This is a genomic window from Serratia odorifera (assembly GCF_041448735.1).
Classification (GTDB): Bacteria; Pseudomonadota; Gammaproteobacteria; order Enterobacterales; family Enterobacteriaceae; genus Serratia_F; species Serratia_F odorifera.
In genome coordinates, this window is record NZ_JBGMUT010000004.1 from 316,455 (window position 1) to 335,613 (window position 19,159).

Below are 19,159 nucleotides of genomic sequence, written 5' to 3' on the forward strand. Positions count from 1 at the left end.
ATGATTTGGCCCACGACGTCGATGTATCCGCATTTGGCGCAGTGAGCGCCCGGTGGCGATTATTCGGCCGGCAGCGTCGGCACGTTGCTGTCGAACCAGTTGCGATAGATGTTGGCGTAGGTGCCGTCGGCGACGATTTTCTTCAGTCCGGCATTGATGCGGTCACGCAATTCCACGTTGCCCTTGGCCACCGCTATACCGAAATACTGGCGTTGGAACTTGGCATCGGTCACCAGCTTGAACTGTTTTTCCGGGTGGGTTTTGATATAAAACTTGGCGACGCCGACGTCACCAACCGCAGCGCTGATGCCGTCTTCAAACAGTTCCTGCAGCATCAGCGGGGTGTTATCGAAGCGCTTGATCGCCGTGCTGTTTTTGCCCAGCACGTCAGATACCACGATGTCACCGGTGCTGGAATTGACTACGCCGACCTTCAGGCTCTTGAGCGCCGCGATAGAATCTACCGTCGAGGTTTTGGGCACCACGATGGCCTGCTCTGCCGGGAAGTAAGGCGCAGAGAAATCCACCATCTGCTTGCGTTTATCGGTAATGGTAATGCCGGAAATGATGATGTCACGGTCGCCGGAATTGAGAGTGGCGAAGATCCCTTCCCACGGCGTGTTGACCAGCTTTATCTGGAAGCCTTCGGCCTTGGCCACGGCTTTGATGATATCAATATCAAACCCTTCCAGCTGTTTGCTGCTATTTTCAAACTCAAACGGACGATAGGTGCCGCCCGAGCCGACGACGTAGGTGGTTTCTGCCACGGCGCTGCCGGCTGACAGGCTGGCGGCCAGGCAGGCCCCAATCAGGACAAGACGTTTAAACATGGTGATCCCCGTAAGTTAAAGGTTATGTATTGGATTTATTTATTCATATTTACTGCATAAAAATAAAGAATAATGAATAAAAACACAACTATTACATTGGTATGTAAATCAGTGTGGTGTTAAATATTCATTTTTTTCGTATGGCGCGCGTATTTTGCGGCGAGAAGGCAATCAGCCAGTGGTTTTGGCTGCATAGTGGGTAACAGTCAGTGGGAACGATCGGTGACCTGCTGGCGACGGTAAAGGCAATTAAGCGGCTTTTTTTACCGCTTTCAGCGTGGTTTTAGGTTATAAACTCAATAAATTCTCATCCGTATTCTGAAACTGGCGGCGAAATGCCGCTCTCAGTGTGGAGTCCAACGAAAAGTTGTGGGATGATTGGTCGGTTTTTCAGGGGGCGGGGATGGGAAAACTTACGCTACTATTGTTGGCATTGCTCGGTTGGTTACAGTATTCACTGTGGCTGGGCAAAAATGGTGTACACGATTACGTGCGAGTCAATGAAGACGTTGCGGCCCAGCAGGGCAACAATGCCAAGTTGAAAGCGCGTAACGATCAGCTGTTCGCCGAAATCGACGATCTGAACGGTGGTCAGGAAGCGATTGAAGAACGCGCGCGTAATGAACTGGGCATGATCAAGCCCGGCGAAACTTTTTATCGTCTGGTTCCTGACCAATCCAGACGTGGCGCGGCGACTCCTTCGCAAAACAACGTAAAATAACGCATGAATCACTCCGCAGGTTCCTTTCCACAGGTGATTGCCGTATTGCCGGCTGCCGGTATCGGCAGTCGTATGCAAACGGATTGCCCGAAGCAATATCTCACTATCGGCGGCCAAACCCTGCTTGAGCACGCCATCCACGCTTTGCTGCGTCATCCGAGCATTCAACAGGTGATCGTGGCGATTGGCCCGGAAGATACCCATTTCGCTACCTTGCCGATCGCGGCCGATGTGCGCGTGCGGGTTACCTTCGGCGGCAAACAGCGTGCCGATTCGGTGATGGCCGGCTTGCAGCTGGCGACAGGCGCGGATTGGGTGCTGGTGCATGACGCCGCGCGGCCGTGCCTGCACGCCGACGATCTTGAACGCCTGCTGGCGATTACCGCGCACAGCCAGGTCGGCGGGATCCTCGCCGCGCCGGTGCGCGATACCATGAAACGAGCGGAAAGCGGCATCAGCGCCATTGCCCATACGGTGGAACGCCAGGATCTTTGGCATGCGCTGACTCCGCAGCTGTTCCCGCTTGAGTTGCTCAAACGCTGTTTGCAACGCGCCCTCGACGACGGCGCAAACGTCACCGACGAAGCTTCGGCGCTGGAGCACTGTGGCTATCATCCATTATTGGTGGCGGGGCGTTCGGACAATATTAAAGTGACGCGGCCGGAGGATTTGGCGCTGGCGGCGTTCTATTTAACCCAGAATCAACAGGAGCATGTCTGATGCGTATCGGTCACGGTTTTGACGTACATAAATTTGGCGGCGAAGGTCCGCTGGTGATCGGTGGTGTCCGCATTCCTTACGAACAGGGGTTGCTGGCCCATTCCGACGGCGACGTAGCGCTGCATGCTGCTACCGACGCGTTGCTCGGCGCTGCGGCGTTAGGGGATATCGGCAAGCTGTTCCCGGATACCGATCCGGCCTTCAAGGGCGCAGACAGTCGTGAACTGTTACGTGAAGCCTGGCGGCGTATCCGCGCCAAAGGCTATCACCTTGGCAATCTGGATATCACCATCATCGCCCAGGCACCTAAAATGGCGCCGCACATCCCGCAAATGCGCATTTTCCTGGCGGAAGATCTGCAATGCCATATGGATCAGGTTAACGTTAAAGCGACCACCACGGAAAAACTGGGCTTCACCGGCCGCGGTGAAGGCATTGCCTGCGAAGCGGTTGCCTTGTTAGTCAGGGAGTAAACCGATGGATATGGCAACGTTGAGTTGGCTGCATGGCCAGCCGCAGGCCTCCGGGCTGCTGAAAGCCAACCCCGAAGACTTTGTGGTGGTGGAAGATCTGGGCTTCGAGCCGGACGGCGAGGGCGAGCATCTGCTGGTCAATATTCGCAAGAAAGGCTGCAATACCCAGTTCGTCGCCGACTATCTGGCGCGCTTTGCCGGCATTCACGGTCGAGCGATTAGTTACGCCGGCCTGAAAGACCGCCATGCGGTGACCGAGCAATGGTTCTGCCTGCACCTGCCCGGCAAGGACGATCCCGATCTCTCGCAGTTTGAACTCGAAGGCTGCGAAGTGCTGGCAGCGGTTCGCCATCGCCGCAAGCTGCGCATTGGTACGCTGAAGGGGAATGCCTTTACGCTGGTGCTGCGGCAAATCAGCGATCGCAACGAGGTAGAACAACGATTGCAGGCGATCGCCGCCGCTGGGGTACCCAATTATTTTGGCAGCCAGCGTTTTGGCCGCGGTGGTAACAACCTGCTGATGGCGCGCCGCTGGGCGAACGATGAAATTCGCGTCAAAGAGCGCAACAAGCGCAGCTTCTATCTTTCCGCCAGTCGCAGTGCGCTGTTCAATCTGCTGGCGTCGACCCGGTTGGCTAATCAACAGCATCGAACGGTGCTGGATGGCGATGCGCTGCAACTTACCGGGCGCGGTAGCTGGTTTGTGGCACAGGCAGACGAGCTGGACAGTCTGCAACAGCGTCTCGACGCCGGAGAATTGCAGGTGACGGCACCGTTGCCGGGGGATGGCGCACCGGGCAGCGCCGGCGCTGCATTGGAATTTGAACAGCGTTGCTTGGCGGAACAGCCGGAATTGCTTACGCTTTTAAAGCGCGAGCGCGTTGAACCCGCTCGTCGGGCCCTGCTGTTGCAACCGCAAAATATGCTGTGGAACTGGTGGGATGACGTTACCGTAGAATTGCGCTTCTGGCTGCCAGCGGGCAGTTTTGCCACCAGCGTGGTTCGCGAACTCATGCGGCAGGATAACAGTGATGCGGATATTACTGAGTAACGACGACGGCGTTAGCGCGCCGGGTATTCAGGTGCTCGCAGCGGCGCTGCGTGAATTTGCCGACGTGATGGTGGTGGCGCCCGATCGCAACCGCAGCGGCTCTTCCAATGCTCTGACGCTGGACTCACCGTTGCGCACCCTGACTCTGGCCAACGGCGACGTGGCGGTGCAACAGGGTACGCCGACCGACTGTGTCTATCTGGGCGTCAATGCGTTGATGCGCCCAGCGCCGGATATCGTGGTTTCCGGCATTAATGCCGGCCCGAATCTGGGCGACGACGTGATTTATTCCGGTACGGTAGCCGCGGCGATGGAAGGTCGACATCTGGGCTTGCCGGCATTGGCGGTATCGCTCAATGGCCATCAGCACTATGCGACGGCGGCGGCAATCACCTGCCGTCTGTTGCGCGCCTTGCAGCGCGAGCCGCTGCGCACCGGAAAAATACTCAATATCAACGTGCCGGATCTGCCGCTCGATCAGATCAGGGGCATTCGCGTCACGCGCTGCGGCAGCCGCCACCCGGCGGACAAGGTGTTTTGCCAGCAGGATCCGCGTGGACAGAATCTCTATTGGATCGGCCCGCCTGGTGATAAATTCGATGCCGGGCCGGAGACCGATTTCGCCGCCGTAGAGCAGGGCTATGTGGCGGTGACGCCGTTGCAGGTGGATTTGACCGCCTATGCCGCCCAGGACGTGGTAAAAACATGGTTAACCAAAGCAGAGGTTAGCGGGTAATGGTGAACAAGCCGATGCAAACATTGCTGGCGCAGCTGCGTCAGCAGGGGATCCGGGACGAGCGATTGTTACAGGCGATCGAATCGGTACCGCGTGAACGTTTTGTAGATGAAGCGCTTGAGCATAAGGCGTATGAAAATACCGCGTTGCCGATAGGCTCGGGTCAAACGATTTCCCAACCGTATATGGTGGCGCGGATGACCGAGTTGCTGAATCTGACGCCGACGTCGCGGGTGTTGGAAATTGGCACCGGTTCCGGCTATCAGACGGCGATTCTGGCGCATCTGGTGCAGCACGTCTGTTCGGTCGAACGTATCAAGGGGCTGCAGTGGCAGGCCAAACGGCGGCTGAAGCAGCTTGACTTGCATAATGTTTCCACCCGCCATGGCGACGGCTGGCTGGGATGGGCTTCACGCGGGCCGTTCGACGCGATTATCGTCACCGCCGCGCCGCCGGAAATTCCATCGGCGTTGATGGCACAGTTGGACGACGGCGGCATCATGGTGCTGCCGGTCGGGGAACAGTCGCAAATCCTTAAACGCATTCAGCGCCACGGTAATGAATTTGCCATTGACGCGGTTGAGGCGGTGCGCTTTGTTCCGTTGGTCAAAGGCGAACTGGCATAGCGTTTGGCTGATTTATCGGCAAAACGCAAAAACTGTTGCACTTTCATCGCTTCATAAGTGGTATTTAGCGTTCCAATAAGACCAATTTTCAATACAATTGCCTTTCTGAGTGGTTATCTTATGGTGTGGTAGCGCTGATGTGGCTACATTGGCGACGCTGCTTTTATGCCTCTGGCGGAAGAGGGTCTGGCGTTCAGACATCGGCCGAGGCGCCTTGCTTCATAGAAACTGAGAAAAGCCTTAAAGCTCAGCTACGATGTATAGGGTATTTTGGATAGAGTATTGTGACGGGGGAAGCATGAGCACGGGAAGCCCAATAATGACTTTACGCCGGGTTGCGGTGTGTACGATGGTAGGTATGTGGTTGGCTGGCTGTACGAATACCGGTTCGTCATCGGCGCCGATTAGCAGCGTTGAAGGCGGAAATGCCGCTGCTGCGACTGCCGGCGCGCAGGCGTCCCCACAAGGGCGCATAGTCTATAACCGCAGTTATGAGGCGATCCCGAAAGGGAGTTACAGTGGCAGCACCTATACGGTAAAACGTGGGGATACGCTGTTTTACATTGCCTGGATCACGGGCAATGATTTCCGTGACCTGGCTCAACGTAACAATATTCCAGAACCCTACGGCTTGAATGTTGGCCAAACCATTCAGCTTGGTAATGGTTCTGCCGCCAGCGGCGGCGGCATGGTGGCGGCAACCGACGCTACAAGTGGCGGTATTCCTAAACCGCCATCCAGCAGTCAGATCCAGACTGCGACGGTTGATTCTCAACCAACTAACGCGTATTCTGACAATTCGGGTAAACAGAATGTAGGCAAGATGTTGCCTGCATCAGGTGCAGTTGTGGCAGGAAGCGCTACAACCCCTGTTACCGCGCCAGCTGCAACACCACCGGTGAGCAGCACCGTCAGCAACAGTGCGCCAGTCAGTACCTGGAGATGGCCAACCGACGGTAAGATTATTGATAACTTTTCCTCATCAGACGGTGGGAATAAAGGTGTCGATATCGCAGGCTCCCGTGGGCAAGCCATTTTTGCTACCGCCGATGGCCGTGTAGTGTACGCAGGCAACGCCTTACGGGGTTACGGTAATCTGATCATCATCAAACACAATGATGATTACCTGAGCGCCTACGCTCATAACGACACAATGCTGGTCCGGGAACAACAAGAAGTGAAGGCGGGTCAAAAAATAGCAACCATGGGAAGCACCGGAACCAGTTCAGTACGTTTGCATTTTGAAATTCGTTACAAGGGGAAATCCGTAAACCCGCTGCGTTATCTTCCGCAGCGATAGATTGGGCAGAATACGCTGGTATTCTGCTCGCGGTATCACGGGTAGGAGCAGCTTATGAGCCAAAATACGCTGAAAGTTAACGAGTTACATGATGATGCGGATTTCGACGAGAATGGAACGGAGGCTGAATCATTTGATGAAAAAGCGCTGGCAGAGGAAGAAGCCAGTGAGAATGATTTAGCTGAAGAAGAGCTGTTGTCTCAGGGTGTTACCCAACGCGTTCTGGATGCGACACAGCTCTATCTGGGCGAAATTGGTTATTCGCCTCTGCTGACCGCAGAGGAAGAAGTTTACTTCGCACGGCGGGCATTGCGCGGTGATGTGCCATCCCGCCGTCGTATGATTGAAAGTAACCTGCGACTGGTGGTGAAAATTGCCCGTCGCTACAGCAATCGCGGCCTGGCGCTGCTGGATCTGATTGAGGAAGGTAACCTCGGCTTGATCCGCGCAGTGGAAAAGTTCGACCCAGAACGCGGCTTCCGTTTCTCTACCTATGCCACCTGGTGGATCCGTCAGACCATTGAACGGGCGATCATGAACCAAACCCGTACCATTCGTCTGCCGATTCACATCGTTAAAGAACTGAATGTCTATCTGCGCACCGCGCGCGAGCTTTCTCATAAACTGGATCACGAGCCAAGCGCCGAAGAGATTGCCGAGCAACTCGACAAGCCGGTTGATGACGTTAGCCGCATGCTGCGCCTGAATGAACGTATCACTTCTGTTGATACGCCATTGGGCGGTGACTCGGAAAAAGCGCTGCTGGACATTTTGGCCGACGAGAAAGACAACGGGCCTGAAGACACCACGCAAGACGATGACATGAAGCAAAGCATCGTGAAATGGCTGTTCGAACTGAACGCCAAACAGCGTGAAGTGCTGGCGCGTCGTTTCGGCCTGCTGGGCTATGAAGCCGCTACGTTGGAAGACGTTGGCCGCGAGATTGGTCTGACACGTGAGCGTGTTCGTCAGATTCAGGTGGAAGGTTTACGTCGTCTGCGTGAGATTCTGCAAATGCAGGGCCTGAGTATTGAGGCGCTGTTCCGCGAATAACACATTACTGCATTAAATAAAAAACGGTGAGCTCAGGCTCACCGTTTTTTTATCCGCGTTGCCCCCGGTTACATCATCTTCTTCAAGCGATAGATCCAGTCCAGCGCTTCGCGCGGCGTCAACGCATCGGGATCCAGCCCCTCCAGCGCTTCAACCGCCGGCGAGGGTTCCTCGGTCAGCAAGGTCATCTGCGTAGCGTCTACCGTACCGGCTGCGCTGTGGTTAGACAGCGCTTCCAGTTCGCGCAGCTTCTGGCGCGCACGCTTGATCACGTCACGCGGCACGCCGGCCAACGCCGCCACCGCCAGCCCGTAGCTCTTGCTGGCAGCCCCTTCCTGCACGCTGTGCATAAAGGCGATAGTATCGCCATGCTCCAGCGCATCCAGGTGCACGTTGACCACGCCTGCCATTTTCTCCGGCAGGGTGGTCAACTCAAAGTAATGGGTGGCAAACAGCGTCATCGCCTTGATACGGTTGGCCAGGTTCTCGGCACAGGCCCACGCCAGCGACAGGCCGTCATAGGTGGAGGTACCACGGCCGATTTCGTCCATCAATACCAGGCTGTTTTCGGTGGCGTTATGCAGGATATTGGCGGTTTCGGTCATTTCCACCATAAAGGTGGAGCGGCCGGAAGCCAGGTCATCGGCGGCGCCAACGCGGGTAAAGATGCGGTCCACCGGCCCGATGGTCGCTTTGGTTGCCGGCACGTAACTGCCGATGTGCGCCAGTAGCACTATCAGCGCCGTTTGCCGCATATAAGTACTTTTACCGCCCATGTTCGGCCCGGTAATGATCAACATGCGCCGTTGTGGTGACAGGGAAAGCGGGTTGGCAATGAACGGTTCGCTCAACACCTGTTCCACCACCGGGTGACGACCTTCAACGATGCGGATGCCGGGCTGTTCGCTCATGGTCGGGCAGGTATAGTTCAACGTTTCGGCGCGTTCGGCCAGATTGGTCAGCACGTCCAGTTCCGCCAGCGCGCTGGCACTTTGCTGCAATGCCGGCAGGTGCGGCAACAGCAAATCGAACAGTTCGTCATACAGCGCTTTTTCAATCGCCAGCGCCTTGCCCTTGGAGGTCAGAACCTTGTCTTCGTACTCTTTCAACTCCGGAATGATATAGCGTTCGGCGTTTTTCAGCGTTTGGCGACGCACATAGTGAATCGGCACCAGGTGACTTTGGCCGCGACTGACCTGGATGTAATAGCCGTGCACGCCATTGAAACCGACCTTCAGCGTATCCAGTCCCAGCTTTTCACGCTCGCGGATTTCCAGGCGATCGAGATAATCACTGGCACCGTCGGCCAGCGCGCGCCATTCATCCAGTTCGGCGTTGTAGCCAGGCGCGATCACGCCGCCGTCACGTACCAGTACCGGCGGCGCTTCCACTACGGCACGTTCCAGCAGGTGCTGCAAATCGTCAAACTGACCGATCTGCGCCAGCAGTTTTTGCACATGCGGCGTAGCGATATCTTGCAGCATGTCGCGAATATCCGGTAATTGCTGGAACGCATGACGCATGCGTGCCAGATCGCGCGGCCGAGCGGTACGCAACGCCAGGCGCGCCAGGATACGCTCCAGATCGCCGACCTGACGCAGCGACGGCTGTACGTCGCTACCGATCTCCTGCAATGCGCCAATGGCCTGCTGGCGATGGTTCAGCACGTTGACGTCGCGGGTTGGCATATGCAGCCAGCGTTTCAGCATGCGGCTGCCCATGGGCGTCACGGTGCAATCCAGAATGGCGGCCAGCGTATTGTCACTGCCGCCGGACAGGCTCTGGGTAATTTCCAGATTGCGGCGGGTGGCGGCATCCATAATGATGCCGTCCTGCTGGCGTTCCATGGTGATGCCGCGGATATGCGGCAACGAGGTGCGCTGGGTATCCTTTACATATTGCAGCAGACAACCAGCGGCGCGTAGCGCCTGTTGCGACTGCTCGACGCCAAAGCCGGTGAGATCGCGCGTGCCGAACTGCAGGTTGAGCTGCTGCCGCGCGGTTTCCAGTTCGAACTCCCACAGCGGCCGGCGGCGCAGACCATGGCGCTGTGCGATCAGCGACATCTGTTCGAAGCTTTCGGGGTAGAGCAGTTCGGCCGGGTTGGTGCGCTGCAGTTCGGCAGCCATGGCTTCCTGGTCTTCCGGTTCGGTGACGCGGAAGCGGCCGGAGCTGATGTCCAGCGTGGCGTAGCCAAAGCCGCGTGCATCCTGCCAGATGGCGGCCAGCAGGTTATCCTGGCGTTCTTGCAACAGGGCTTCATCGCTGACGGTGCCTGGGGTGACGATGCGCACCACTTTGCGTTCCACCGGGCCTTTGCTGGTGGCAGGATCGCCAATCTGTTCGCAAATGGCGACGGATTCACCCAGTTGCACCAGCTTGGCCAGATAGTTTTCCACCGCATGATGCGGTACCCCGGCCATCGGGATGGGTTCGCCCGCCGAGGCGCCGCGTTTGGTCAGTGATATATCCAGCAGCTGTGAGGCGCGTTTGGCGTCGTCATAGAACAGCTCATAAAAGTCGCCCATGCGATAGAACAGCAGAATTTCAGGATGCTGGGCCTTGAGGCGCAGGTACTGCTGCATCATGGGGGTGTGGTCAACGTATTCTTTGTTTTCCATAATATTCACTGCGTTATGTTCTGGTTATGCGTCGCGAGCTTGATGCTTGCCATATTATTGAAAGCGTCCTGCTAAAAGGTGAAACGCCGGCTGCTTAGTCTGGGGGAAGATGTTAACAGGTGATACCGCGGTTTCAAACGTATCTGCAAACCATGATGCGGTTTTAAACAGCTCTGCGAAACTGTTCGCAGTTGCACATCGCTCATGTTGCCGTTAGAACGGGTAATTTCGCCTGATATTCCAGTTTGTTCACGCCAGACTATGATTTACCATAGCGTTTAACTTTGTAGCCTGGCTGATGGATATCTGATGCGACACCTTGCAAGCTTTCTTCCTCTGGCACTTTTGCTTTCTGCCTGTAGCAGCGAGCCGGAAACCACGACCGCTCCCCAGCAGCCTCATGCCGTTCAAGGCGGTTTTCTGTTGGACGCCGAGCATGCCAATCCGCTGATATTAACCGGTGATTATGCCAATAATCCGGCAGCGCAACGTTTCGTCGACAAGATGGTCAACGAACACGGCTTCGATCGGCAACAGTTGCACAGCGTGCTGGCGCAAACCCGGCGGCTGGACTGGGTGATCCGTTTGATGGATCGTCAGGCACCGACGCCGACCGGTAGACCGCCGTCCGGCCCGAACGGTGCCTGGCTGCGTTATCGCAATAAATTTATCACTCCGGATAATATTCCTAACGGCGTTGCCTTCTGGAATCAGTATGCGGATGCATTGGCGCGTGCGCATCAGGTTTACGGCGTACCCCCGGAAATTATCGTCGGCATTATCGGCGTGGAAACCCGCTGGGGTCGCGTCATGGGCAAAACGCGCATTATCGACGCGTTGGCCACCCTGTCGTTTGACTATCCTCGCCGTGCCACCTACTTCACCGGCGAGCTGGAAACCTTTCTGCTGATGGCGCGCAAGGAAGGCCGCGATCCGTTGGATCTGCGCGGCTCTTATGCCGGCGCAATGGGGTATGGCCAGTTTATGCCAACCTCATTCAAGGATTATGCCGTTGACTTCAATGGTGATGGCCACATCAATCTGTGGGATCCGGAAGACGCCATCGGCAGCGTGGCCAACTATTTCCGTGCTCATGGCTGGCAGCGTGACGCGCCGGTGGCGATCCCCGCCAGCGGGCAAGCACCGCTGATGGAGAACGGCTTCAAAACCCGCTATACCGTGGGGGCGTTGCAGGCGGCGGGGCTGACGCCGCAGGGCGCGCTGGGTCACGATCAGCAGGTGAGCCTGCTGCGCCTGGATATGGGCAGCGAATACCAATACTGGTTTGGCCTACCGAACTTCTACACCATTACCCGCTACAACCACAGCACCCATTATGCCATGGCGGTGTGGCAGTTGGGCGAGGCAGTGAGCCGAGCGCGGCGCGGCAACGTCTTCTGATTTTGATCGATAAAGCACAAGGGCCGAATCCGGCCCTTTTTTTACAGCATGGTATAGGCTTTCTTCAAACCGGTATCGTCATCAGGATCGGCCCCCTGCGGTGACGCAGGCTCGCTTTCTACTGGCTGCGACTCTGGCTCTGGCGACGCGTCGCCGGTCGCGTTGTCTTGCTCGAGCGGATCGGGGGCGGCCTCCGGTGGCGGCATGGTCTCCTGAATCATCTGCTCATCGAAGGTCGGGTTCAGCGCCGGTGAAAGCGGGGAACTGACCAGGCTGTCGGGCATGGCGATATGTGGCAGGGGCGCATCGTCGACAAATTGCGACTCGTCTTCTTTTACCGTGCGGCTGAAGCCGACGATCAGTACGCCGCACAGGGCGAAGAATACATACAGGATATTGCCGCCGAGCGGCTGGATCAGCACCCCGACCGCCAGCGGACCAACGCTGGCACCAACGCCAAATGCCATCAGCAGGCAGGCCGCCAGCGACACGCGTCGCTCTGGCTCGATCAGGTCATTGGCCAACGCGACGGCCAGCGGGTACAGCGTGAACTGCAGCATGCTGACGATAAAACCGACCGCCAGCAGCAGGTGAAAATCAATGTGTGGCAGCAGCGCCAGCGGTAGCGCCGCCACGGTCAGCAGAATGGCGTTGACGCGCATCAGCAGCGTACGGTTGTAGCGATCCGAGAGCCAACTGAGCGGGAATTGTGCCACCAGGCCGGCGAAAATCGCCAGAGCCATGAACAACCCGGTCTGCTGCGTGGACAGCGCCTGCTGGCTGGCGTACACCGGTGCCAGCCCATAGAATGAACCGACTACCATGCCGATCACCAGCGTGGTGGCCAGCACTTTGGGAATGGCGCCGATAAAGTAGCGTAGCTCAAGCGGCGCCGGAGACATGTGACGCGCATTGGTGCGGGTGGTAAGCGCTATCGGCACCAGGCACAGCGCGAAGCATAGCGCAATCAGCAGCAGCGTGGTGATGCCCAGCCCGCTTTGCAGCATCAGTACTACCTGACCCAGCGACATGCCAAGATAGGTGGCCACCATATACACGCCAAATACCACGCCGCGCTGGCTGGATTCCGCCTGATCGTTAAGCCAGCTTTCCAGCACCATGTATTGGCACATCATGCACAGGCCGATGATCAGTCGCAACACCACCCACACCGGGATATATTCCGTCAGGCCGTGCCCCAGTACCGCGGCGGTGATAATGCCGGCGCAGGACACATAGGCGCGGATATGGCCGACGCGCGCAATCAGAAAATGCCCGACCTTGCCGCCGATCACCAGGCCGATATAGTTGGCGGCAATAATCGCGCCGATCGTACCGCCGGTGACGTTGATTGAGGTCAGGCGCAACGAGACATAGGTGGTGAGCAGGCCTGAGCCCAGCAACATTAGCAGAGTGGTGGTATACAGCGGAAAGAATACGCCTAACGTTTTTTTCACACGATCATCCTACTTCAGTCATGGCGGATATTGGCCGGTAACCGGCGTCCCTGTGGATTTTCCCTGTAGCCCGGCAAGCTGGGCGCTCTTTTTGATACTAGCAGTTTGCCTGGATGCTTAAAACCTCGCCGTCTTGCGCCGCGCTGCGCAATGTTGGCGACCGCTCCGCGCGATGCCTTGATAAATGCTACTATCGGGCGCATATACCCTGGTTCCTGAAGGAGGCGTTATGAGCGAAGATACGCTGCGTAAACTCAGCATGGCGGTTGGCGATAAACTCAAGGCCGGCGGGCGCTGGATCACCTGTGCGGAATCCTGCACCGGCGGCGGTATCGCCAAAGCGATTACCGACATTGCCGGCAGTTCGGCCTATTTCGATCGCGGTTTTGTCACTTACAGTAATACGGCCAAGCACCAGATGCTCGGCGTGGCGGAAGCCACCTTGCAGGCGTATGGCGCAGTGAGCGAAGAAGTGGTGCGTGAAATGGCGCAGGGCGCATTGCATGCCGCCGGCGCCGACCTGGCGCTTTCGGTCAGCGGCATTGCCGGGCCGGACGGCGGCAGCGCTGAAAAGCCGGTGGGGACGGTATGGTTCGGCTTTGCCGAACGTTCCGGCCGTGTGATGGCACGTAAAATGCGGTTTGCCGGCGACCGCGACACCGTCAGGCGGCAGGCGACGCTTTTTGCACTGCAAACCGCGCTTGACGAATTTTTGTAAAATTAGGCTTGATACTGTATGACCATACAGTATAATTAGTGGCATTTCCTGCACAACATACATTCAGTGGCAGTGTGGGGTAACACCGACATTGCGTAACGAGGAGCAAAAATGGCTATTGATGAGAACAAGCAAAAGGCGTTAGCTGCGGCACTGGGCCAGATTGAAAAACAATTCGGCAAAGGCTCCATCATGCGTCTGGGTGAAGACCGCTCCATGGACGTGGAAACGATCTCTACCGGCTCACTGTCACTTGATATCGCGCTGGGCGCCGGCGGCTTGCCGATGGGGCGTATCGTCGAGATCTACGGGCCGGAATCTTCCGGTAAAACCACGCTGACGCTGCAAGTCATCGCCGCCGCGCAGCGCGAAGGCAAAACCTGTGCCTTTATCGACGCCGAACACGCGCTGGATCCGATCTACGCCAAGAAGCTGGGCGTGGATATCGACAACCTGTTGTGTTCGCAACCGGATACCGGTGAGCAGGCGTTGGAAATCTGTGACGCGCTGACCCGCTCCGGTGCCGTTGACGTGATCATCGTCGACTCCGTCGCGGCGTTGACACCAAAAGCAGAAATCGAAGGCGAGATCGGCGATTCCCACATGGGTCTGGCGGCGCGCATGATGAGCCAGGCGATGCGCAAGCTGGCCGGCAACCTGAAGAACGCCAATACGCTGCTGATCTTTATTAACCAGATCCGTATGAAAATCGGTGTGATGTTCGGTAACCCAGAAACCACTACCGGTGGTAACGCGTTGAAATTCTATGCTTCCGTTCGCCTGGATATTCGCCGTATCGGCGCCATCAAGGAAGGCGACGAAGTGGTGGGCAGCGAAACCCGCGTTAAAGTGGTGAAGAACAAGATCGCTGCGCCATTCAAACAGGCTGAATTCCAAATCATGTACGGTGAAGGCATCAACAGCCGCGGTGAACTGGTCGATCTGGGCGTCAAGCACAAGATGATCGAAAAAGCCGGCGCATGGTATAGCTACAACGGCGAGAAAATCGGGCAAGGCAAGGCCAACGCCTGTAACTTCCTGAAGGAAAACCCGGCGGTTGCTGCCGAGCTGGACAAGAAGCTGCGTGACCTGCTGTTGCACAGCAGCAACGAGTCGGCAATGGCCACCAACGAAGGCGTTGATGACGAAGCGGAAACCAGCGAAGAGTTTTAACCCTCACTGAAGGCGATGCGCCGTTTGAGCGCGCCGCCTTTATCAAGGCTGTGATGTTATGAATGATGCCGTTCCTCAGCCTGCTGGGAACACCTTTAATGACCTGCTAAGTCGCGCGATGCGTTTGTTATCGCAACGCGACCACAGTGAAGCCGAACTGCGCCGCAAACTTGCGGCGCAGCCGTTTGCTGCCCGTGGCAGAATGGCCACAAAACCTCCCACCGCCACGCCCGTTGAACCGATAGATCCTACCGTTGTCGAACAGGTCATTGCCTATTGTTATCAGCATAATTGGCTGGACGACCCGCGTTTTGCCGTCAGCTACATCGGCAGCCGCAGCCGTAAAGGCTATGGCGCGCAGCGCATTCGTTCGGAACTGATGCAAAAAGGCGTCGACAAGGACACGGTGCAAACGGCGTTGGCCGAGTGCGAGATTGACTGGTGCGCCCATGCCAGAGAGGTTGCGCTGCGCAAATTTGGCGAGCCGTTGCCGAAAGAATGGAAAGACAAGGCTAAAGTACAGCGTTATCTGCTCTATCGAGGCTTCTTTCAGGAAGAAATTCAGTCAATTTACCGTGAATTTGCGCAATGAACGCACACGGGGTTTTACTTCCCTGTGAAGAAAATTTATCTTATCCCCACTTTTTGTTCGTGAGCGGGGGACCATCGTCAGGATGACGCGCCCCTTTGCTCACGTATCGTTATTCTAGCCTTTCCGGGAAAAATATGAGCAAGAGCACCGCTGAGATCCGTCAAGCGTTTCTCGATTTCTTTCATAGTAAAGGTCACCAGGTTGTCGCAAGCAGCTCCCTGGTACCTAACAATGATCCGACATTGCTGTTTACCAATGCCGGCATGAACCAATTCAAAGATGTTTTCCTGGGGCTGGACAAACGCGCCTACTCCCGTGCGACGACCTCGCAACGCTGCGTGCGTGCCGGTGGTAAGCATAACGATCTGGAAAACGTCGGCTATACCGCTCGTCACCACACCTTCTTTGAAATGCTGGGCAACTTCAGCTTTGGCGATTACTTCAAAAACGATGCCATCGCCTATGCATGGGAACTGCTGACCGGTGAAAACTGGTTCAATCTGCCAAAAGAAAAGCTGTGGGTGACCGTCTACGAAACCGATGATGAAGCCTTCAATATCTGGCAGAACGAAATCGGCATCCCCGCAGAGCGTATTATCCGTATTGGCGACAATAAGGGCGCACCATTTGCCTCTGACAACTTCTGGCAGATGGGCGACACCGGCCCTTGCGGCCCGTGCACAGAAATCTTCTACGATCACGGTGATCACATCTGGGGCGGCCCTCCGGGCAGCGCGGAAGAAGACGGCGACCGTTACATCGAAATCTGGAACATCGTGTTCATGCAGTTTAACCGTCAATCCGACGGCACCATGCTGCCATTGCCCAAGCCGTCGGTGGACACCGGCATGGGGCTTGAGCGTATCGCCGCGGTGTTGCAGCATGTGAACTCCAACTATGAAATCGATCTGTTCCGTACCCTGATCGAAGCGGTGGCCAAGGTCACTGGCGCAACCGATCTGGATAACAAATCGCTGCGTGTTATTGCCGACCACATTCGTTCCTGTGCCTTCCTGATCTCTGATGGCGTTATCCCGTCGAATGAAAACCGCGGCTATGTGCTGCGTCGTATCATTCGTCGTGCGGTGCGTCACGGCAATATGCTGGGCGCCAAAGACACCTTCTTCTACAAATTGGTTGCACCGCTGATTGGCGTTATGGGGCCTGCGGCCGATGAGCTGAAGAGCCAGCAGGCGATGGTCGAGCAAGTACTGAAAACCGAAGAAGAGCAGTTTGCCCGCACGCTGGAGCGTGGTCTGGCGCTGCTGGATGAAGAGTTGGCCAAGCTGCAGGGTGACACGCTGGATGGCGAAACCGCTTTCCGCCTGTACGACACCTACGGCTTCCCGGTTGATTTGACCGCCGACGTCTGTCGCGAGCGCGGCCTGAAAGTGGATGAGGCTGGCTTTGAGGCGGCGATGGAAGCCCAGCGCCGTCGTGCGCGTGAATCCAGTGGTTTTGGCGCCGATTACAACAGCTTGATCCGCGTTGACGGAGCCAGTGAGTTCTGTGGTTATGATCATGACCAGCAGCAGGCGAAAATCACCGCCCTGTTCCGTGACGGCCAACCGGTGGACGAGATCCATGCCGGCGAAGAGGCGGTAGTCGTGTTGGACGCCACACCGTTCTACGGTGAGTCCGGTGGTCAGGTCGGCGATAAAGGCATCTTGAAGTCCGCCGCTGCTGAGTTCGTGGTTGGCGATACGCAGAAATACGGTCAGGCTATCGGCCATCAGGGCAAATTGGCGCAGGGCGTGCTGAAAGTCGGCGACAGCGTCGACGCGCTGATTGACCAGGTTCGCCGTAATCGCATTCGTCTGAACCACTCGGCGACCCATTTGCTGCATGCTGCTCTGCGTCAGGTATTGGGTGAGCACGTGGCTCAAAAAGGCTCGCTGGTTAACGATAAATATCTGCGTTTCGACTTTTCGCATTTTGAAGCGATGAAGCCGGAACAAATCCGTGCGGTAGAAGATTTGGTCAACCAACAGGTTCGTCGCAATCTGCCGGTCCAGACTGAAGTGATGGCGCTGGATGATGCCAAAGAGAAGGGCGCGATGGCGCTGTTCGGTGAGAAGTACGATGACCATGTGCGCGTACTGACCATGGGCGACTTCTCGACCGAACTGTGCGGCGGCACACACGCCAGCCGTACCGGTGATATCGGTCTGTTCCGTATCCAGAGCGAATCCGGCACCGCCGCGGGGATCCGTCGTATTGAAGCGGTCACCGGCGAAGGCGCGGTTGCCACGCTGCATCAGCAGAGCGACCTGTTGCAAGAGGTTGCTCATCTGGTAAAAGGTGACGGCAATAATCTGTCAGAGAAAGTGCGCGCGGTACTCGATCGTACCCGCACGCTGGAAAAGGAGCTGCAACAGCTCAAAGACCAGCAGGCGGCGTTGGAGAGTGCCTCACTGTCCAGCAAGGCGAAGCAGGTCAACGGCGTGAAACTGCTGGTGAGCCAGTTGGATAACGTTGAGCCGAAAATGCTGCGTACCATGGTTGACGATCTCAAGAATCAGCTGGGTTCGGCAATTATCGTTCTGGCTACCACCGCTGAGGGCAAAGTCAGTCTGATTGCCGGTGTAACCAAGGACCTGACCGACCGGGTAAAAGCCGGCGAATTGATTGGCAACGTGGCACAGCAGGTTGGCGGCAAAGGCGGTGGCCGTCCTGATATGGCGCAGGCAGGGGGAAGCGATGTCAACGCTCTGCCGGCGGCATTAGACAGCGTCGAAGCCTGGGTGGCTTCCAAGCTGTGAATATAAATAAATAGCACATCTGAACGCCATAACTCTTTGTTGATTATGGCGTTTTTATACTGTGCTTAAACAATGCAGTTACAATTACGGGAACAAAGTTTCTCAGGTCGGCTAAACTTATCGTTATCTGCGGTGATACCAAGTCTACTTACACTTATTGTGGGTTCTATGGCTTACCTTTTCACCACATATGATGGATAATGACGGGGAAACTGAGAGACCCGACTCTTTTAATCTTTCAAGGAGCAAAGAATGTTAATTCTGACTCGTCGAGTTGGTGAAACCCTCATGATTGGCGATGAGGTCACGGTTACAGTGCTAGGGGTAAAAGGCAACCAGGTTCGTATTGGTGTGAATGCTCCGAAAGAGGTGTCTGTACACCGCGAAGAAATCTATCAACGTATCCAGGCAGAGAAGTCTCAACAGACGACTTACTGATTTCGAAAGCAGCGTCTCGTTGCGTAGCGAGACGCTTCTGCCTTTTTTTGCGCCTTATCCCCGCTTTAGTGCATTCCTACCAATAATTTCTCTCTTCTTACCTCTCCGTTATGTTGTGGAATTATCGGTGTTTGACTGTTGATAAAACACTCTTTTTGCCGTCAAATCACTCATGTTGCCTGTGATTTGTGCAAACGCGCAGGAGTTGGGAAAAATTGTTTGACTTATAAGTCGGGGAAAGTAATATGTGCGCCACGCAGTGCCGATGAGCTTCTTTAAAGCGAGTTAGGCACAGTTCGAAAGAAGCGTACTGGTGAGGTGGCCGAGAGGCTGAAGGCGCTCCCCTGCTAAGGGAGTATGCGGTCAAAAGCTGCATCCGGGGTTCGAATCCCCGCCTCACCGCCATTTGCATCCATAGCTCAGCTGGATAGAGTACTCGGCTACGAACCGAGCGGTCGGAGGTTCGAATCCTCCTGGATGCACCATA

17 protein-coding genes and 2 tRNA genes are annotated in these 19,159 nt (G+C 56.3%); 16 read left to right on the top strand and 3 right to left on the bottom strand.

The window, feature by feature from the left end; translation table 11 throughout:
- Positions 1-59: 59 nt before the first annotated feature.
- Positions 60-830, bottom strand: a complete 771-nt coding sequence (locus ACCC84_RS13915) for a basic amino acid ABC transporter substrate-binding protein (protein ID WP_004955228.1) — start codon at positions 828-830, stop codon at positions 60-62.
- A 403-nt stretch (positions 831-1,233) separates the two neighbouring features.
- On the opposite strand from ACCC84_RS13915, the gene ftsB reads away from it, so the two are divergent.
- From ftsB to rpoS, 8 genes are all read left to right on the top strand, one after another.
- Entirely contained in the window at positions 1,234-1,551 is a 318-nt protein-coding gene (gene ftsB, locus ACCC84_RS13920; RefSeq protein ID WP_039991128.1) for a cell division protein FtsB, read from the top strand.
- A 3-nt stretch (positions 1,552-1,554) separates the two neighbouring features.
- Positions 1,555-2,271: a 2-C-methyl-D-erythritol 4-phosphate cytidylyltransferase gene (gene ispD / locus ACCC84_RS13925; RefSeq protein WP_004955222.1), complete on the top strand. Its 717-nt coding sequence runs from the start codon at positions 1,555-1,557 to the stop codon at positions 2,269-2,271.
- Complete coding sequence (gene ispF, locus ACCC84_RS13930; protein ID WP_004955219.1) at positions 2,271-2,744, top strand: 2-C-methyl-D-erythritol 2,4-cyclodiphosphate synthase; 474 nt, start codon at positions 2,271-2,273, stop codon at positions 2,742-2,744. Before ispD ends, ispF begins: the two co-directional genes overlap by 1 nt.
- Positions 2,745-2,748: 4 nt before the next feature.
- Complete coding sequence (gene truD, locus ACCC84_RS13935; protein WP_004955214.1) at positions 2,749-3,795, top strand: tRNA pseudouridine(13) synthase TruD; 1,047 nt, start codon at positions 2,749-2,751, stop codon at positions 3,793-3,795.
- Positions 3,776-4,531: a 5'/3'-nucleotidase SurE gene (gene surE / locus ACCC84_RS13940; protein ID WP_004955211.1), complete on the top strand. Its 756-nt coding sequence runs from the start codon at positions 3,776-3,778 to the stop codon at positions 4,529-4,531. The genes truD and surE overlap by 20 nt, the downstream gene beginning before the upstream one ends.
- The gene (locus ACCC84_RS13945) at positions 4,531-5,157 is read left to right on the top strand and encodes a protein-L-isoaspartate(D-aspartate) O-methyltransferase (RefSeq protein WP_004955209.1); all 627 of its coding nucleotides are present in this window, start codon (positions 4,531-4,533) and stop codon (positions 5,155-5,157) included. The genes surE and ACCC84_RS13945 overlap by 1 nt, the downstream gene beginning before the upstream one ends.
- A gap of 316 nt (positions 5,158-5,473) precedes the next feature.
- Positions 5,474-6,457: a murein hydrolase activator NlpD gene (gene nlpD / locus ACCC84_RS13950; RefSeq protein ID WP_039992414.1), complete on the top strand. Its 984-nt coding sequence runs from the start codon at positions 5,474-5,476 to the stop codon at positions 6,455-6,457.
- Positions 6,458-6,511: 54 nt separating this feature from the next.
- Positions 6,512-7,510: an RNA polymerase sigma factor RpoS gene (gene rpoS / locus ACCC84_RS13955; protein ID WP_119426090.1), complete on the top strand. Its 999-nt coding sequence runs from the start codon at positions 6,512-6,514 to the stop codon at positions 7,508-7,510.
- A gap of 68 nt (positions 7,511-7,578) precedes the next feature.
- On the opposite strand, the gene mutS is transcribed toward rpoS, so the two are convergent.
- Positions 7,579-10,131, bottom strand: a complete 2,553-nt coding sequence (mutS, locus tag ACCC84_RS13960) for a DNA mismatch repair protein MutS (protein ID WP_004955199.1) — start codon at positions 10,129-10,131, stop codon at positions 7,579-7,581.
- A 309-nt stretch (positions 10,132-10,440) separates the two neighbouring features.
- Between mutS and mltB the strand changes: the two genes are divergently transcribed.
- Positions 10,441-11,532 carry a lytic murein transglycosylase B gene (mltB, locus tag ACCC84_RS13965; RefSeq protein ID WP_039991126.1) on the top strand — a complete coding sequence of 364 codons (1,092 nt, stop codon included), beginning with the start codon at positions 10,441-10,443 and terminating at the stop codon, positions 11,530-11,532.
- A 41-nt stretch (positions 11,533-11,573) separates the two neighbouring features.
- Here the strand turns inward: mltB and ACCC84_RS13970 are convergent, their stop codons facing one another.
- Entirely contained in the window at positions 11,574-12,989 is a 1,416-nt protein-coding gene (locus ACCC84_RS13970; protein ID WP_039991125.1) for an MFS transporter, read from the bottom strand.
- 229 nt (positions 12,990-13,218) lie between these two features.
- On the opposite strand from ACCC84_RS13970, the gene pncC reads away from it, so the two are divergent.
- From pncC to ACCC84_RS14005, 7 genes are all read left to right on the top strand, one after another.
- Complete coding sequence (gene pncC / locus ACCC84_RS13975) at positions 13,219-13,707, top strand: nicotinamide-nucleotide amidase (RefSeq protein WP_273870987.1); 489 nt, start codon at positions 13,219-13,221, stop codon at positions 13,705-13,707.
- 111 nt (positions 13,708-13,818) lie between these two features.
- Positions 13,819-14,880 carry a recombinase RecA gene (recA, locus tag ACCC84_RS13980; protein ID WP_004955189.1) on the top strand — a complete coding sequence of 354 codons (1,062 nt, stop codon included), beginning with the start codon at positions 13,819-13,821 and terminating at the stop codon, positions 14,878-14,880.
- A 58-nt stretch (positions 14,881-14,938) separates the two neighbouring features.
- Positions 14,939-15,472 (top strand): recombination regulator RecX, encoded by a 534-nt coding sequence (gene recX, locus ACCC84_RS13985; protein WP_004955186.1) that lies wholly within the window; start codon positions 14,939-14,941, stop codon positions 15,470-15,472.
- A gap of 134 nt (positions 15,473-15,606) precedes the next feature.
- A complete protein-coding gene (gene alaS / locus ACCC84_RS13990; protein WP_198773305.1) occupies positions 15,607-18,234 on the top strand; it encodes an alanine--tRNA ligase in 2,628 nt (875 codons plus the stop codon).
- A gap of 252 nt (positions 18,235-18,486) precedes the next feature.
- Positions 18,487-18,672 carry a carbon storage regulator CsrA gene (gene csrA, locus ACCC84_RS13995; RefSeq protein ID WP_004091602.1) on the top strand — a complete coding sequence of 62 codons (186 nt, stop codon included), beginning with the start codon at positions 18,487-18,489 and terminating at the stop codon, positions 18,670-18,672.
- A 312-nt stretch (positions 18,673-18,984) separates the two neighbouring features.
- Positions 18,985-19,077 (top strand) — tRNA-Ser (locus ACCC84_RS14000).
- Between the two features lie 3 nt (positions 19,078-19,080).
- Positions 19,081-19,157, top strand: a tRNA-Arg gene (locus ACCC84_RS14005).
- Positions 19,158-19,159 lie beyond the last annotated feature (2 nt).

Bases quoted from the DNA above. Each gene is read 5' to 3' on its own strand.
- ACCC84_RS13915 (WP_004955228.1), bottom strand. From the start codon at position 830: ATGTTTAAACGTCTTGTCCTGATTGGGGCCTGCCTGGCCGCCAGCCTG.
- pncC (WP_273870987.1), top strand. From the start codon at position 13,219: ATGAGCGAAGATACGCTGCGTAAACTCAGCATGGCGGTTGGCGATAAA.
- ispF (WP_004955219.1), top strand. From the start codon at position 2,271: ATGCGTATCGGTCACGGTTTTGACGTACATAAATTTGGCGGCGAAGGT.
- ispD (WP_004955222.1), top strand. From the start codon at position 1,555: ATGAATCACTCCGCAGGTTCCTTTCCACAGGTGATTGCCGTATTGCCG.
- ftsB (WP_039991128.1), top strand. From the start codon at position 1,234: ATGGGAAAACTTACGCTACTATTGTTGGCATTGCTCGGTTGGTTACAG.
- mutS (WP_004955199.1), bottom strand. From the start codon at position 10,131: ATGGAAAACAAAGAATACGTTGACCACACCCCCATGATGCAGCAGTAC.
- recA (WP_004955189.1), top strand. From the start codon at position 13,819: ATGGCTATTGATGAGAACAAGCAAAAGGCGTTAGCTGCGGCACTGGGC.
- surE (WP_004955211.1), top strand. From the start codon at position 3,776: ATGCGGATATTACTGAGTAACGACGACGGCGTTAGCGCGCCGGGTATT.
- alaS (WP_198773305.1), top strand. From the start codon at position 15,607: ATGAGCAAGAGCACCGCTGAGATCCGTCAAGCGTTTCTCGATTTCTTT.
- truD (WP_004955214.1), top strand. From the start codon at position 2,749: ATGGATATGGCAACGTTGAGTTGGCTGCATGGCCAGCCGCAGGCCTCC.
- rpoS (WP_119426090.1), top strand. From the start codon at position 6,512: ATGAGCCAAAATACGCTGAAAGTTAACGAGTTACATGATGATGCGGAT.
- ACCC84_RS13945 (WP_004955209.1), top strand. From the start codon at position 4,531: ATGGTGAACAAGCCGATGCAAACATTGCTGGCGCAGCTGCGTCAGCAG.
- mltB (WP_039991126.1), top strand. From the start codon at position 10,441: ATGCGACACCTTGCAAGCTTTCTTCCTCTGGCACTTTTGCTTTCTGCC.
- recX (WP_004955186.1), top strand. From the start codon at position 14,939: ATGAATGATGCCGTTCCTCAGCCTGCTGGGAACACCTTTAATGACCTG.
- csrA (WP_004091602.1), top strand. From the start codon at position 18,487: ATGTTAATTCTGACTCGTCGAGTTGGTGAAACCCTCATGATTGGCGAT.